Below are 15,573 nucleotides of genomic sequence, written 5' to 3' on the forward strand. Positions count from 1 at the left end.
GATACTGACATGAGCCAAAAACGTAAGGTCAAATTTGAAATCTATCGCTACGATCCTGATAAGGACGAGCGTCCCTACATGCAAAAGATCGAAGTCGAGCTTGAGCCTACTGACAAGATGCTCCTTGACGCGATCCTGCGCATTAAAAACGACATGGACGACAGCATTGCTTTGCGTCGTTCCTGCCGCGAAGGTGTGTGCGGTTCCGATGCCATGAATATCAATGGCAAAAACGGTCTGGCTTGCACCACCAATATGCGCGATCTGAAAGAACCCGTGGTGTTGCGCCCACTGCCAGGTCTGCCGGTTATCCGTGACCTGATCGTGGACATGACCCACTTCTTCGATCAGTACCATTCGGTCAAGCCGTTCCTGATCAACGACGCACCTCCTCCAGAAAAAGAGCGCCTGCAAACTCCAGAGGCCCGCGAGGAATTGGACGGTCTGTACGAGTGCATTCTGTGTGCTTGTTGCTCGACCTCTTGCCCATCGTTCTGGTGGAACCCTGACAAGTTCGTCGGCCCAGCCGGTTTGTTGCAAGCCTATCGCTTTATTGCTGACTCGCGTGACGAAGCAACGGGCGAGCGCCTGGACAATCTGGAAGATCCGTACCGCTTGTTCCGCTGCCACACGATTATGAATTGCACGGATGTCTGTCCAAAAGGCCTGAACCCGTCGCATGCCATCGGCAAGATCAAAGAAATGCTGGTGCGTCGCAGTATCTAAAAAGGTGGGTATGTACCGATGAGAACATTGACGGAATTGGAGCGTGCGCGCCTGCGTTGGCGTGCGCGCCGGGGCTTGCTTGAAAACGACCTGATGATCACCCGTTTTCTGGATCAATACGAAAGCGAGCTGACTGACCAGGACGTGTCGGCCCTGACCCGCTTGTTCGAAATGGACGATACAGTTTTGCTGGATGTCCTTTTGGCTCGCGCAGAGCCAGAAGGGCAGTACGCCACACCGGACATTCAGCGACTAGTAGACATTATGCGAAAGCTATAACCATTGAGGAAAAAAGTGATGGAATTGTCAGATAAAAAAGCCACGCTATCCTTCTCCGACGGTAGCCCTTCGGTTGAGTTCCCTGTACACAAGGGCACCGTAGGTCCGGACGTGATTGATATCCGTAAGCTCTACGGTCAGACAGGTATGTTTACCTATGATCCGGGCTTTATGGCCACGGCGGCTTGCGAATCCGGTATCACCTACATTGACGGCGACAAAGGCCAGTTAATGTACCGTGGCTACCCGATCGACCAGTTGGCACAAAAGTGCGATTTCATGGATGTGTGCTATTTGATCCTGAACGGCGACTTGCCGAACGCAGATCAAAAGCAGGAGTTTGATTCTCTGGTCACGAACCACACCATGGTTCAGGAACAGATGCAGCATTTCCTGCGTGGCTTCCGTCCGGACGCTCACCCCATGGCAATACTGACTGGCCTGGTCGGTGCCTTGTCGGCGTTCTACCATGATTCCACAGACATCACGAATCCTCATCACCGTCATGTGTCGGCTATTCGCTTGATCGCCAAGCTGCCTACTCTGGTTGCGATGGCGTACAAGTATTCTTTGGGACAGCCTTTCATCTATCCCAAGAATGATTTGTCCTACACCGGCAACTTCTTGCGCATGATGTTCGCGACTCCTTGCGAAGACTACAAAGTCAACGAAGTGGTTGAGCGCGCTTTGGATCGTATCTTCATCCTGCATGCAGATCACGAGCAAAACGCCTCCACCTCCACCGTTCGTCTGTGCGGTTCGTCCGGCACCAATCCTTTCGCTGCGATTGCTGCGGGTGTGGCTTGCTTGTGGGGTCCTGCCCACGGTGGTGCCAACGAAGCTTGCTTGAACATGCTGGAAGAGTTGCAAGCCAACGGCGGCATCGACAAGGTTGGTGAGTTCATGGAGAAGGTCAAAGACAAGAACTCGGGCGTGCGTCTGATGGGCTTTGGTCACCGTGTCTACAAGAACTACGACCCACGCGCCAAGCTGATGCAAGAAACCTGCAAGGAAGTTCTGGAAGCCCTGGGCCTGGAGAACGATCCTTTGTTCAAGCTGGCTATGGAAGTCGAGCGCATTGCGCTGGAAGACCCATACTTTGTCGAACGCAAGCTGTACCCCAACGTAGACTTCTACTCGGGTATTGTTCAGCGTGCTATCGGCATCCCAACGTCCTTGTTCACAGCGATCTTCGCTTTGGCTCGTACCGTGGGCTGGATTGCTCAGTGGAACGAAATGCTGTCCGATCCAGATTACAAGATTGGCCGTCCACGTCAGTTGTACGTGGGTCCAGTCCAGCGCGACGTACCTGCTCAGCGTTAATCGCTGCTGCTTTTCCCCTACGGCATCTGCAGTAGGGGAAGGCAAAAGTACGCACTCCTTGATGGGGTGCGTTTTTTTTTGCCTGATGTTTTGATGTTGCGGCTAGCAGTAAGCCCGTCAGCACAGCGCGGGCGATCGGGCAATGAAAAAATAGTGATGAGGTTTCAACATTCAGGCAGCTTCTTGTAGAATTTCCTTTGGAGATGACGTTCCTCCTTTAACCGCCGCTTCATTCTGACGCGGCTAATGACGTCTACAGATACCTGACCAATGTCGGGGCTGTAGGCGTACACGCTCACACGTTCTGTTGTTGGTCAGCCCTGTTTTTTACTGTGCTTACGACCTATGAGCAGACTCAAAACATCCCTTTCGCTGCATCTGCTGGCCTACTACGGCAAATGGTTTGTGCTCGCTTGCCTGATTGCCATGCTGGCAGGCAGCGCTTCTGCTTTTTTCCTTTTTTCTCTTGAACAGGCTAGCTCCTGGCGGATTGAACACACCTGGCTGATCTGGCTACTGCCGCTGGCAGGCTTGGCCGTGGGTTGGGTGTATGAGCGCGTGGGGCAGTCTGTTAATGCAGGCAATAACCTGCTTATCGAGGAAATTCATGATCCCAAGAAAGTGGTGCCGCTGCGTATGGCCCCCTTGGTTCTTGGGGGAACCGTGATCTCCCATTTATTCGGCGCATCGGTAGGCCGAGAGGGCACTGCCGTGCAAATGGGTGCAGCCTTGGCAGATCAGCTAACTCATCTGTTTCGCTTGGACCGGGAAGATCGACGCATTCTGTTGATGGCAGGCATGAGTGCCGGTTTTTCATCTGTCTTTGGCACGCCCTTGGCTGGAGCCGTGTTTAGCATGGAGGTGCTGGTCATTGGTCGTATGCGCTACAACGCCTTGTTCCCTTGCCTGATAGCGGCGATTGTTGCCGATCAGGTGGGTCTGGCCTGGGGCGCACAGCACACCCATTACGTCGTTGAACAAATCGTGCCATTGGGCGGCTGGAGCATGTTGGCTGTGTTGATTGCCGGGGTTCTGTTTGGTTTGGTCGGCATGTTGTTTGCCATACTGACTCACAAGCTGTCCGCCTGGATGAAAAAGATCGTCAAGTACGCACCCATGCGACCTTTCTGGGGTGGGCTGGTGGTAGCGATGGCGGTCTGGGCTTTGGATGCCTATCAGTACATAGGCCTGGGTATTCCGGAAATAGTGCGCTCTTTCCATGAACCTATGCAGCCTTGGGATTTTCTGGGCAAGCTGGGTTTTACTGTCGTGTCTTTGGGCTCTGGCTTTAAAGGAGGGGAGGTCACGCCCTTGTTCTATATCGGTGCGACTTTGGGTAATGCGTTGGCCCCCTTGCTGGATATGCCTTTTTCCATGATGGCAGGCCTGGGTTTTGTGGCGGTCTTTGCCGGTGCGGCTAATGTGCCGATTGCTTGCACGCTGATGGCGATGGAGCTGTTTGGTACAGAGTTGGGACCTTTGGCAGCGATTGCTTGTGTAGCAGCCTATGTGTTCTCGGGGCATGCAGGTATCTATCATGCGCAGCGCGTGGGGCATCGCAAGTTCAAGCGCTGTCGGCCTGTTTGAGCTGAGTCCGTCCGTCAGCTAGTTAGTTAGTCGGTCTGTTGATGAGTGGGAGGCGGGTGACACCTTATATGCATGCTTTAAAAAAGAGCCTCTTTTTTAAGCTGGCTTCCAGCCTCCTCGTTTCGCAAACTACTATATGGCTTGAAATTAAAAGACAAAGGCAAAGCGATGGAAGGCCCCAAGTTCAAAGATCACTTTTCCCAGGTTGCGGCCGACTATGCCAACTACCGCCCCAGCTATCCACAAAAGCTGGCTGATGTATTGGCCGAACTCAGTCCCGCACAAGATAGAGCACTGGATTGCGCCTGCGGAACAGGGCAGCTTTCTGTGCTGCTGGCCAAGCGATTCAAGGAAGTGATCGCCACGGATGGCAGCGCCGATCAGATTGCTCAGGCGCAGCCGCAAAAGGGTGTGAGCTATCGTACCGCCCTGGCTGAAAACAGCGGTTTGGCCGGTGGTAGTGTGGATTTGATCACCGTCGCGCAAGCAGCTCATTGGCTGGACCTGGAGCTTTTCTACGCCGAGGTTCAGCGTATTGCCCGACCGGATGCCGTGCTGGCTTTGATCACCTACGGCGTGCTGCATGTGGAGGGCGAGGTGGATAGCGTGATGCAGCACTTCTACTATGAAACCATTGGTGCTTATTGGCCGCCGGAGCGTCGTCATGTGGAGGACGGTTATCGCAGTTTGGCCTTTCCTTTTCAGGAGCTGAGCTTGCCTCCTTTGGCTATAGAAGTGGATTGGAGTCTGCCGCAGTTATTGGGATACATCAGAACCTGGTCTGCTGTGAAAGCGGCGGAGAAGGCGCTGGGCAATAGCGTCTTGAGCGAGGTGGAAGCAGAACTGCGTCAACAGTGGGGCGATCCCGATCAGCGGCGTCGAATCGCTTGGCCTTTGTCTGTGCGCGCAGGGCGAGTGCAAAAGTAGACTGCTTACGTGTCCAGAGGCATATAGAGTTGTCTAGAAACAAGCCTGTACGCACCTTCTGCACGCCAAGCGTCGTAACCCATCAAACAATCCAAAATAGATCAATTTGATTGGAAATGAAAAATAATTGATTGGATCTGGTGTCTTGGGCGAAAGCCTGCGTTCTTAGAATAGTTATCTGTTGTACGCAGAGCGGTACAACATCAACTATTCAACAAGCACCAGACGAAACTTCACATGCAACTTATCAGTCAAAGCTTCCAAGACGGCCAGGCAATTCCTGGCGAATTTGCTTTTGCAGTGCCAGATGCAAACACGCACGTTGCGCAGTCCTCCAATTGCAATCCGCACCTTGCCTGGAGCGATGTTCCCGCAGGCGCTCAATCCTTTGTCATCGTTTGCCACGACCCAGACGTGCCAAGTCGCGGGGACGATGTGAATCAAGAGGGCCGTCAAGTGCCTGCTGATCTGCCGCGAGTCGACTTTTTTCACTGGCTGCTGCTCGACATTCCCGCCAGTACGACGGAGATCGCACCTGGCTCGCATTCCAGCAGCGTTACGCCGCGTGGCAAGCCCGGCCCTGATACTGAGGGCGGTTTGCGCCACGGCATCAACGACTACACCGCCTGGTTCGCCAGTGACGAGCAAATGAAGGGTGATTACTACGGCTATGACGGTCCATGCCCGCCCTGGAATGACATACTCGTTCATCGCTATATCTTCACGGTCTATGCCTTGGCTACACCTGTACTTGAGGTGGACGGGCCAATCACAGGCGCCAGCGTGCGTGCGGCACTGGCCAACGCTCCGGTGCTGGGACAAGCCAGTCTGACCGGCTTGTATAGTCTCAACTCAGCCGTGCCACTTGGCTGAGCGGTGAGTCAGCTCAAGTGGGGCAGGGCAGAGCCACGGCAAGCTGCTCAAGCAATCGCCAAGGCAACTGCACAATCTGAGCCTTGCCGTCACTGGCTGCTGCCATCTGGCACGCCAGTGCTTCGGCGTGGTTTGTGCGCGTTGGCGCAGCCAGTGTTGACGCAGGTTCAGCACACACCACGCTTTTTGTTCCACGACGCCACCGTACTGCTTGTTGCTGCGGGGCAGCTCGACTTGAATGACCATATCCAGCCGCTCACGATTGACACACCAACGTCGCTGTTGCTCATCGAGCCGGGCACCTGCGTTGACTTGTTGAAAACGCCAGAAGGCCCGGAGAAGCGCTTTCGCTCCATCTTCTTGACGCTTTCGATAGGCTTATTGGAAGCATTTCGGCGAGATCGAGCCGCTCCAACGCCAGCTAACGGCAGCCTAGCGCCTTATCAGCTGACAGCGCTGGACGAGGACCTTGAATCAACGTTCAGTCGGGTACTCGACAGCGTGGATGCCAAGCGTGTGAGCGATGAGCGGCTCCAGTGCCGACTGATGGATTTCCTCTTTGCGCTTGCTGAGCGCGGGCATGTCTTCAAAGGCGTGAAACAGATCGGGACCGCCGGGCGCTTGCGCACCTTGATTGGCGAAGCACCGGGCCAAAGCTGGACAGCGCACGAAGCTGGCCGAGCATTGGCGATGAGCGAGGCTACCTTGCGGCGACGTCTTGCCGGTGAAAGTGTGCGCTTTGAGGAGCTGCTGATCGACACTCGCATGCACCATGCCCTGATGTTGCTCCAGACGACCTCCTGGACCATTCCGCACATTGCACAGGCCTGCGGATACCAGTCCCGTGCCCGTTTCTCCGACAGATTTCGCGCCCGTTTTGGTTATTTGCCATCTGCTGTCCGCTGACGGGTATCGATCTACTCAGCAACCTGCGCGAATCTGCGATATTGCTTTCTTATGGATTGCCCGTCGGGCTGCGTCAGAGCCTGCGACATGAGCACTTCGCGGCTGACGGAGCGATCTTGCTCAAGATGCCGGGCACCAGGTAGCCCGGAGAGAGAGTGCGTGCCTGTGCTGTGTCCAGTGTGAGCTGAACGAACTTGATCTTGACTATTGATACCTCTGATCAGACGACAGCTCTGCTCATTGAAACTGGGTGCTGGAGTCAACAGGGAATAAAAAAAACCGGATGCAGCGTAAAGCCGCATCCGGTTTTTAGTTAGCTAAACAGGATTAGCTGTTTTGCTGGGCTTCTTGCTGAGCATCCACAACAGCCAGGGCTGTCATGTTGATGATGCGACGCACAGTCGCGCTGGTGGTCAGGATGTGGATGGGGCGAGCCGCACCCAGCAGGATGGGGCCCATGGCCACACCGTTGCTGCCTGTCATCTTCAGCATGTTGTACGTGATGTTGCCAGCGTCCAGATTAGGCGTGATCAGCAGGTTAGCCGAACCGCGCAGCGTGCTGTCAGGGAAGGCTTTCAGGCGGATCTTCTCGGACAAGGCGGAGTCAGCATGCATTTCGCCGTCCACTTCCAGGTCTGGAGCACGTTCGGCCAGGATCTGACGAGCCTTGGCCATCTTGCGGGAAGACTCGGTCTGGCGGCTGCCAAAGTTCGAGTGCGACAGCAAGGCCACGCGAGGCACCACACCAAAGCGACGAACTTCCTCGGCTGCCTGGATCGTCATGTCGGCGATCTGTTCAGCGTTGGGGTTTTCGTTGACGTGCGTATCGCAAACAAACAGGGTTTGCGTAGGCAGCATCAACACGTTCATGGCGGCAAAGGTTTGTGCTTCCTGCTTCAAGCCAATTACTTGCTCAACGTATTGCAGTTGGCTGTCGTAGTTGCTGGCCACACCGCAGATCATGCCGTCCGCATCGCCGCGTTGCAGCAGCATTACGCTGATCAGCGAGTTGTGCTTGCGAATCATGGCTTTGGCGATGTCAGGAGTCACGCCTTCACGAGCCTTGAGCTTGTAGTAAGCGGTCCAGGTTTCGGTGAAGCGATCATCGTCCTCTGGGTCAACGATTTGCACGTTTTTACCAGCTTCCAGACGCAGGCCCGCTTTCTTGACGCGCATCTCGATCACGCTGGGGCGACCCACTAGGATAGGCTGAGCCAGCTTCTCGTCCACCACCGTTTGTACTGCGCGCAATACGCGCTCGTCTTCGCCATCGGCGTAGATGATGCGCTTGGGAGCTGCCTTGGCCTGCATGTACAACGGACGCATCAGCGGGCCGGTGTGGTAGGTCATGGCGATCAGTTTCTGACGGTAGGCGTCCATATCTTCGATAGGACGGGCAGCAACACCCGAATCCATCGCAGCTTGGGCTACGGCAGGAGCGATCTGAACGATCAGGCGGGAATCAAACGGCTTGGGAATGATGTACTCAGGACCAAAGCGCAGATCTTCGCCGCCGTAAGCGGTGGCCATGTCGTCGCTTTGCTCGACCTGGGCCAGTTCGGCAATGGCTTTCACGCAAGCCAGCTTCATTTCTTCGTTGATCACGCTGGCGCCAACGTCCAGGGCACCACGGAAAATGAAGGGGAAGCACAGCACGTTGTTGACCTGGTTCGGGTAGTCCGAACGGCCGGTTGCGATGATGCAGTCAGGGCGAGCAGCCTTGGCCACTTCAGGGCGGATTTCAGGTTCTGGATTAGCCAGAGCCAGAATCAGGGGCTTGTCAGCCATGGTCTTGACCATGTCGGCAGACAGCACGCCAGGAGCCGAGCAACCCAGGAACACGTCAGCGTCAACGCAAGCATCAGCCAGCGTACGGGCATCGGTGTCTTGAGCGTAGCGAGCCTTGTTGGGCTCCATGTTTTCGTCGCGGCCTTTCCAGATGATGCCACGCGAGTCAGCTACAAAAATGTTGCTGCTCTTCACACCCAGGGCAACCAGCAAGTCCAGGCAAGCAATGGCAGCAGCGCCAGCGCCCGAGCAAACCAGTTTGATGTCGCCGATGTTTTTGTTAACGACTTTCAGGCCGTTCAGAACAGCGGAAGACGAAATAATCGCGGTGCCGTGCTGGTCGTCGTGAAAGACGGGAATGCTCATGCGTTCGCGCAGCTTCTTCTCAATATAGAAGCACTCGGGAGCTTTGATGTCTTCCAGATTGACGCCGCCCAAGGTGGGCTCCAGCGCTGCAATGATATCGACCAGTTTGTCAGGATCGGTTTCGTTCAGCTCGATATCGAACACGTCGATGCCGGCAAACTTCTTGAACAGGCAACCTTTGCCTTCCATGACAGGCTTGGCGGCCAAAGGACCGATATTGCCCAGACCCAGTACAGCGGTACCGTTAGTGACGACGGCCACCAGATTGGCACGCGAGGTGTATTTTGCTGCGGCTTCTTCACCTTCAGCGTAAATGGCCATGCAAGCAGATGCGACGCCGGGAGAGTAGGCTAGCGAGAGGTCATCTTGATTGGCCAGGGTCTTGGTGGGAACCACCGAGATTTTCCCGGGAGTGGGATACGCGTGATAGTCCAGCGCAAGTTTGGCCAGATCGGCGTTGGCATCCATTTTGGTAAAGCTCCTGATAGGATTTTCTAGTGTAAAAGTGAATCTAATTTATAAGAAATACAGTCACCAGGTAGGTGCTGATTTGTTATAGGCAGCATATGTCATGGCAACGCTTAGTACCCGCCAGAGGATGGTCAAGGGCAAAGTGGGCTCGGTTTGGTGGAAAAAGGGCCCGCGAAGCGCATACGTGCTGCACCCGATTAGCATATCGGAATTTTTCCTTCATGTGGGGCAGCCAAGGGGCGTCAATCATGATTTGGAGTCGTTCTTTTGTAAGAATTCGCCCCTGTGATAGATCGATGTGTTTGTTAATGCCAACGGTCTAGTGCCCCGTCCAAGCATTTTAGATGTCATTAATTGCGCCTTTTGTGTGCGGCGTTATACTAGATCAATACGGCTTGTATAAGGCGTCATACGTTGCCTTCTGCTCCTGCTATCCGCTAACCGGCGAGGTCCGTGTCGCGGAAGGTTTTCCTGCATCTCAACACGAGTGAAACACTCGGCTAGGTGAAGCGTAATAATGTCATCGCAAAAAGAACTGCTCAGTAACTCCTATTTGTTCGGGAGCAATGCTCCTTACGTCGAAGAACTCTACGAGTCCTACCTCGACAATCCAGGCTCCGTCGCCGACCAGTGGCGCGAGTACTTCGATCAGCTGCAGCATCAGCCTGCTACTGACGGCCGCGATAGCACACGCGACCAAGCTCATGCTCCTATTGTTGAGTCGTTCGCCCAACGTGCCAAAGCCAATGCCTTCCTGACCAGCGCCCAAGCACCGGACCTGACAGTTGCCATGAAGCAAGTGTCGATTCAGTCCATGATTGCTGCTTACCGCTCGCTGGGTGCACGCATTGCGGATCTGGATCCCTTGAAGCGTTCCGAACGCCCCAGCATCCCTGAACTGGACCCTGCTTTCTACGGTTTGACCGAAGCAGATCTGGACCAGGTCTACTCCGCCACCAATACCTACTTCACCAAAGCTGACACCATGACGCTGCGCGACATGCTCAAGGCCTTGCGTGATACGTACTCGCGTTCGGTGGGCGCAGAATTCATGTACATCTCCGACCCTGTCGTCAAGCGCTGGATTCAACAGCGCTTGGAGTCGGTGCATGGCACAGGTTCTTTTGACGTTGACCAAAAACGCAACATCTTGCAGCAGTTGACCGAGGCCGAAGGCCTGGAGCGCTTCCTGCACACCAAATACGTTGGTCAAAAGCGTTTCTCCCTGGAAGGTGGCGAGAGCTTCATCGCATGTATGGATGAAGTCGTGAACCACGCTGGCGAGAACGGCGTTCAGGAAATCATCGTGGGCATGGCTCACCGTGGTCGTCTGAACATGCTGGTCAACATCATGGGCAAAATGCCCGCTGACCTGTTTGCCGAATTTGAAGGCCGTCACGCAGAAGGTTTGACCGACGGTGACGTGAAGTACCACAACGGTTTCTCCAGCGACCTGTCCACCCGTGGTGGTCCGGTTCACCTGTCCTTGGCCTTTAACCCATCCCACCTGGAAATTGTGAATCCTGTGGTTGAGGGTTCGGTTCGTGCTCGCCAGGATCGTCGTAGTGACGAAGACGGCAGCCAGGTTCTGCCTGTGCTGGTGCACGGTGACGCGGCATTTGCCGGTCAGGGCGTGGTAATGGAAACACTGAACCTGGCCCAGACTCGTGGCTACGGTACCGGTGGCACACTGCACATCGTCATCAATAACCAGATTGGTTTTACCACCTCTGACCCCCGCGATACACGTTCTACGCTGTATTGCACGGACGTGGTCAAGATGATTGAAGCTCCTGTCTTCCACGTAAACGGTGACGATCCTGAAGCCGTCGTGTTCGTGACTCAGCTGGCTCTGGATTTCCGCCGCGAGTTCAAGCATGACGTCGTGGTTGATATTGTTTGTTTCCGTAAACTGGGCCATAACGAGCAAGACACTCCCTCGATGACCCAGCCGCTGATGTACAAGAAGATTGGTCAGCACAACGGTACACGCAAGCTGTACGCTGAAAAGCTGGTTGCCCAAGGCATTCTGTCCGAGAACGAGCCGGAAGATCTGGTCAAGGCCTACCGTCAGTTGATGGAAGACGGCAAGCGCACGGTTGAACCTGTTCTGACTGACTACAAGAACAAGTACGCCACTGACTGGTCCGCATTCCTGGGCGCCAAATGGACTGACCAGGCTGACACCGCCTTGCCACTGTCCGAATTGACACGCATCGGTGAAAAGCTGACCACCGTTCCTGAGGACTTTACAGTTCACCCGCTGGTTAACCGCATGCTGAACGACCGTCGTGCCATGGCACGTGGCGAAGCTCAGGTTGACTGGGGTATGGGCGAGCACTTGGCCTTCGCCACCTTGGTGAACAACGGCTACGCCATTCGTATCACGGGTCAGGACTCGGGTCGCGGCACGTTTACGCACCGTCATGCTGTATTGCATGATCAAAAGCGTGAACGCTGGAACGACGGCACCTACATTCCTTTGCAGAATGTCTCCGAAAGCCAGGCCGGTTTCACGGTGATTGACTCGGTCTTGTCCGAAGAAGCCGTGCTGGCATTTGAATACGGCTACGCTTCGGCTGAACCTAACATTCTGACTATCTGGGAAGCCCAGTTTGGTGACTTCGCCAACGGCGCCCAGGTTGTGATCGACCAGTTCATTACATCCGGTGAAGCCAAGTGGGGCCGTCATTGCGGTCTGACCTTGATGCTGCCACACGGTTACGAAGGTCAAGGTCCAGAGCACTCCTCGGCCCGTATCGAGCGCTTCTTGCAATTGTGCGCAGACAACAACATTCAGGTTGTCCAGCCCACTAACGGCGCCCAGATCTTCCACGTGCTGCGTCGCCAGATGATTCGTCCTTTCCGCAAGCCCTTGGTCATCATGACACCCAAGTCCTTGCTGCGTAATAAAGACGCTACATCGCCACTGAGCGATCTGGCCGAAGGCCACTTTATGCCTGTGATCGGTGAAGTCGATCAGGCTATTGATGCCGCAGCCGTCAAGCGCGTTCTGGCGTGTTCGGGCAAGGTCTACTACGACCTGGTCAACCACCGCAAAGAGCTGGAGCGCAACGACATTGCCATTATCCGTGTGGAGCAGTTGTATCCGTTTGCCCACAAGGCTTTCCAGGCAGAGCTGGCGAAATACAGCAACGCCAAGGAAGTGATCTGGGTTCAGGACGAACCTCAAAACCAGGGTGCATGGTTCTACGTTCAGCATCACATCTACGAGAACATGACCGAAGGTCAGAAGCTTGGTTACGCCGGTCGTGCCGCGTCCGCTTCGCCCGCTGTTGGTTACCTGGCCAAGCACCAGGAACAACACAAGGCGCTGCTTGAGCAGGCTTTCGGTGTTCGCAAAGGCTTCATGCTGACCAAATAACGCATCCCAAAATTTAAATACGGAAAATATAATCATGGCAATTACCGACGTTCTGGTTCCCCAACTCTCTGAATCCATCTCCGAAGCCACTTTGCTGGAGTGGAAGAAACAACCTGGCGAAATGGTCCAGGCCGATGAAATCCTGATCGAAGTTGAAACCGACAAGGTTGTGCTGGAAGTTCCAGCTCCTGCCTCGGGCATTCTGAGCGAAATCGTCAAGGCTAACGGCAGCACTGTTACCTCCGGCGACGTGTTGGCTCGCATTGACTCCGAAGGCAAAGCCAGCGCAGCCGCTCCTACTGCCGCCGCTGAAGAAGCTGCTCCCGCTGCTGCTGCGCCTGCCGCTGCTGCACCTGCTGCCGGCTCCGCTGCGTCGTCCGTCGCATCGCCTGCTGCTGCCAAGATCCTGGCAGAAAAAGGCGTGGAAGCCAGCTCCGTGGAAGGTTCGGGCCGTGGCGGTCGCATCACCAAGGGTGACGCACTGCAAGCCGCTGCTCCTGCTGCCAGCAAGCCAGCTGCCGCTCCTGTTGCTCCTCCAACACTGTCCCTGGACGGTCGTCCAGAGCAGCGCGTGCCCATGAGCCGTCTGCGCGCTCGTATCGCCGAGCGTTTGCTGCAGTCGCAATCCGAAAACGCCATGTTGACCACGTTCAACGAAGTCAACATGCAAGCGGTTATGGATCTGCGTAAAAAGTACAAAGATCAGTTTGAAAAAGAGCACGGCGTCAAACTGGGCTTTACCTCCTTCTTCGTTAAGGCTGCAGTTGCTGCCCTGAAGAAATTCCCCGTACTGAACGCCTCGGTTGATGGCAAAGACATCATCTACCACGGCTACTTTGACATTGGTGTGGCAGTGGGTAGCCCACGCGGTCTGGTGGTGCCTATTCTGCGCAACGCCGACCAACTGACTATCGCTGAAATCGAACAGCAAATCGCTGACTTCGGTGCCCGTGCTCGTGACGGCAAGCTGACACTGGAAGAGATGACTGGCGGTACCTTCTCGATCTCCAACGGTGGTGTGTTCGGCTCCATGCTGTCCACTCCCATCATCAACCCACCTCAGTCGGCCATCTTGGGCATTCACGCTACCAAGGACCGCGCTGTTGTGGAAAACGGCGAGATCGTAATCCGCCCCATGAACTACCTGGCCATGTCCTACGACCACCGCATCATCGACGGTCGCGAAGCTGTGCTGGGCCTGGTGGCCATGAAAGAAGCGTTGGAAGATCCTCAGCGTTTGCTGCTGAACGTCTAAGCACGCGGTAGTTTCGGTCTAGTATGTTTACGGCCAAGTGCTTGCTTCTAAGCCTTGGCCGGCTTTGTTTAAGGCCCTGGGGGTTGGCGTGTGCCACCTGATTATTTCCCGTCTGATATTCGGATGGTCCAGGGTGCCTTTTCACATTTATGGGATTTTTTATGGCTAAGCAATTTGATGTTGTCGTAATTGGTGCGGGCCCTGGTGGGTACATTGCCGCCATTCGTGCTGCTCAATTGGGTATGAGTGTTGCTTGCGTGGACGCTTGGTCCACCGCTGATGGCAAACCCGCTCCTGGCGGTACTTGCACCAACGTAGGTTGCATTCCTTCCAAAGCGCTGCTGCAGTCTTCCGAGCACTTTGAGCACGCCAACCTGCATCTGGCCGACCATGGCGTGGATGTCAAAGGCGTTTCGCTGAATCTGGACAAGCTGGTTGGCCGCAAAGATGTGGTCGTCAAGCAAAACAACGACGGTATCTTGTACCTGTTCAAAAAGAACAAGGTCACCTTCTTTCACGGCACTGCTACCTTTGGTGCCAAGGTTGACGGCGGTTGGTCGGTGAACGTGGCAGGTGCTGCTGCAGAAGAACTGGTTGCCAAGAACGTCATCATCGCCACCGGTAGCTCGGCACGTGCCTTGCCAGGCGCCGAGTTCGACGAAGAGCAAATTCTGTCCAACGACGGTGCACTGCGTCTGCCCAAGGTTCCCAAGAAACTGGCCGTTATCGGTGCTGGTGTGATTGGTCTGGAACTGGGTAGCGTGTGGCGTCGTCTGGGTGCCGAAGTGACCATCCTGGAAGGTGCTCCCGAGTTCCTGTCCGCCGTGGACCGCGACGTTGCCAAAGAAGCCTTGAAGGCCTTCACCAAGCAAGGTCTGAAGATCAATGTTGGCGTGAAAGTTGGCGAGATCAAAAAGACGGCCAAACAAGTCACCATCAACTACGTGGATGCCGCTGGTGCAGAGCACAAGCTGGAAGCCGACAAGCTGATCGTATCTATCGGCCGTGTGCCTAACACGGCTGGTCTGGGTGCAGAAACCATTGGTCTGAAACTGGACGAGCGTGGTTTCGTAGTCGTGGACGACGATTGCGCAACCAGCCTGCCTGGTATCTGGGCTGTGGGCGACGTGGTTCGTGGTCCTATGCTGGCTCACAAGGCCGAAGAAGAAGGTGTGGCAGTGGCCGAGCGTCTGGCTGGTCAGCAGCCTCACGTCAACTTCGACACCGTGCCTTGGGTTATTTACACCTCGCCCGAGATCGCTTGGGTTGGCAAGACCGAGCAGCAGCTCAAGACCGAAGGCCGCGCTTACCGCGCTGGTAGCTTCCCCTTCCTGGCTAACGGTCGCGCGCGTGCCTTGGGCGATACCACCGGCTTTGTGAAGGTGTTGGCCGATGCCAAGACCGACGAAGTTCTGGGCGTCCACTTTGTGGGTCCTGTGGCTTCCGAGCTGGTTGCTGAAGCCGTTGCCATCATGGAATTCCGTGGCGCGTCCGAAGACATCGCCCGTATTTGCCATGCACACCCCACCTTGTCTGAAGCACTGAAAGAAGCTGCTTTGGCTGTGGACAAACGCGCTCTGAACTTCTGATAGACTTTCAGGGTGTTGTTGGAAAAGGGCGGGCACGGGCTCGCCCTTTTTTTCGTCGTATGTCTGGCTTGTTTCAAGCCTGGCTCTTGATAGGTGAT

Annotated in this window: 11 protein-coding genes and 1 riboswitch; of the genes, 10 read left to right on the forward strand and 1 reads right to left on the reverse strand. The window is 55.2% G+C overall.

The features are described from left to right. Positions 1-9: 9 nt before the first annotated feature. From AC1RSM_RS12525 to AC1RSM_RS12555, 7 genes are all read left to right on the forward strand, one after another. On the forward strand, positions 10-726 hold the full coding sequence (locus AC1RSM_RS12525; protein ID WP_189392117.1) for a succinate dehydrogenase iron-sulfur subunit: 717 nt from the start codon (positions 10-12) through the stop codon (positions 724-726). 18 nt (positions 727-744) lie between these two features. Further along, positions 745-1,005, forward strand: coding sequence for an FAD assembly factor SdhE (locus tag AC1RSM_RS12530; RefSeq protein ID WP_492932868.1), 261 nt, complete (start codon positions 745-747; stop codon positions 1,003-1,005). Between the two features lie 18 nt (positions 1,006-1,023). Then, on the forward strand, positions 1,024-2,328 hold the full coding sequence (gene gltA, locus AC1RSM_RS12535; RefSeq protein ID WP_207873618.1) for a citrate synthase: 1,305 nt from the start codon (positions 1,024-1,026) through the stop codon (positions 2,326-2,328). 190 nt (positions 2,329-2,518) lie between these two features. Further along, a riboswitch (Fluoride riboswitch) is annotated at positions 2,519-2,591 on the forward strand. 82 nt (positions 2,592-2,673) lie between these two features. Continuing rightward, a complete protein-coding gene (locus AC1RSM_RS12540; protein ID WP_492932869.1) occupies positions 2,674-3,915 on the forward strand; it encodes a voltage-gated chloride channel family protein in 1,242 nt (413 codons plus the stop codon). Positions 3,916-4,083: 168 nt separating this feature from the next. Then, positions 4,084-4,842 carry a class I SAM-dependent methyltransferase gene (locus AC1RSM_RS12545; protein WP_492932870.1) on the forward strand — a complete coding sequence of 253 codons (759 nt, stop codon included), beginning with the start codon at positions 4,084-4,086 and terminating at the stop codon, positions 4,840-4,842. 237 nt (positions 4,843-5,079) lie between these two features. Beyond that, on the forward strand, positions 5,080-5,715 hold the full coding sequence (locus AC1RSM_RS12550; RefSeq protein WP_492932871.1) for a YbhB/YbcL family Raf kinase inhibitor-like protein: 636 nt from the start codon (positions 5,080-5,082) through the stop codon (positions 5,713-5,715). Positions 5,716-5,718: 3 nt separating this feature from the next. Next, positions 5,719-6,621, forward strand: a complete 903-nt coding sequence (locus tag AC1RSM_RS12555; RefSeq protein ID WP_492932872.1) for a helix-turn-helix transcriptional regulator — start codon at positions 5,719-5,721, stop codon at positions 6,619-6,621. Positions 6,622-6,948: 327 nt separating this feature from the next. Here AC1RSM_RS12555 and AC1RSM_RS12560 read toward each other — a convergent pair whose 3' ends face one another. Continuing rightward, entirely contained in the window at positions 6,949-9,243 is a 2,295-nt protein-coding gene (locus AC1RSM_RS12560) for an NADP-dependent malic enzyme (RefSeq protein WP_492932873.1), read from the reverse strand. 520 nt (positions 9,244-9,763) lie between these two features. Between AC1RSM_RS12560 and AC1RSM_RS12565 the strand changes: the two genes are divergently transcribed. The 3 genes from AC1RSM_RS12565 (at position 9,764) to lpdA (ending at position 15,475) form a co-directional block, all read left to right on the forward strand. Beyond that, the gene (locus tag AC1RSM_RS12565; RefSeq protein WP_492932874.1) at positions 9,764-12,631 is read left to right on the forward strand and encodes a 2-oxoglutarate dehydrogenase E1 component; all 2,868 of its coding nucleotides are present in this window, start codon (positions 9,764-9,766) and stop codon (positions 12,629-12,631) included. Positions 12,632-12,665: 34 nt separating this feature from the next. Beyond that, a complete protein-coding gene (odhB, locus tag AC1RSM_RS12570; protein ID WP_492932875.1) occupies positions 12,666-13,886 on the forward strand; it encodes a 2-oxoglutarate dehydrogenase complex dihydrolipoyllysine-residue succinyltransferase in 1,221 nt (406 codons plus the stop codon). A 161-nt stretch (positions 13,887-14,047) separates the two neighbouring features. Beyond that, positions 14,048-15,475, forward strand: coding sequence for a dihydrolipoyl dehydrogenase (lpdA, locus tag AC1RSM_RS12575; RefSeq protein ID WP_492932876.1), 1,428 nt, complete (start codon positions 14,048-14,050; stop codon positions 15,473-15,475). Positions 15,476-15,573: the final 98 nt, after the last annotated feature.

The sequence above is a fragment of the Alcaligenes sp. GW821-FHT11D07 genome, assembly GCF_058808495.1.

What these genes read in the sequence shown, in the direction of transcription:
- AC1RSM_RS12525 (WP_189392117.1), top strand. Translation starts at nt 10, where the DNA reads ATGAGCCAAAAACGTAAGGTCAAATTTGAAATCTATCGCTACGATCCT.
- AC1RSM_RS12530 (WP_492932868.1), top strand. Translation starts at nt 745, where the DNA reads ATGAGAACATTGACGGAATTGGAGCGTGCGCGCCTGCGTTGGCGTGCG.
- gltA (WP_207873618.1), top strand. Translation starts at nt 1,024, where the DNA reads ATGGAATTGTCAGATAAAAAAGCCACGCTATCCTTCTCCGACGGTAGC.
- AC1RSM_RS12540 (WP_492932869.1), top strand. Translation starts at nt 2,674, where the DNA reads ATGAGCAGACTCAAAACATCCCTTTCGCTGCATCTGCTGGCCTACTAC.
- AC1RSM_RS12545 (WP_492932870.1), top strand. Translation starts at nt 4,084, where the DNA reads ATGGAAGGCCCCAAGTTCAAAGATCACTTTTCCCAGGTTGCGGCCGAC.
- AC1RSM_RS12550 (WP_492932871.1), top strand. Translation starts at nt 5,080, where the DNA reads ATGCAACTTATCAGTCAAAGCTTCCAAGACGGCCAGGCAATTCCTGGC.
- AC1RSM_RS12560 (WP_492932873.1), bottom strand. Translation starts at nt 9,243, where the DNA reads ATGGATGCCAACGCCGATCTGGCCAAACTTGCGCTGGACTATCACGCG.
- AC1RSM_RS12565 (WP_492932874.1), top strand. Translation starts at nt 9,764, where the DNA reads ATGTCATCGCAAAAAGAACTGCTCAGTAACTCCTATTTGTTCGGGAGC.
- odhB (WP_492932875.1), top strand. Translation starts at nt 12,666, where the DNA reads ATGGCAATTACCGACGTTCTGGTTCCCCAACTCTCTGAATCCATCTCC.
- lpdA (WP_492932876.1), top strand. Translation starts at nt 14,048, where the DNA reads ATGGCTAAGCAATTTGATGTTGTCGTAATTGGTGCGGGCCCTGGTGGG.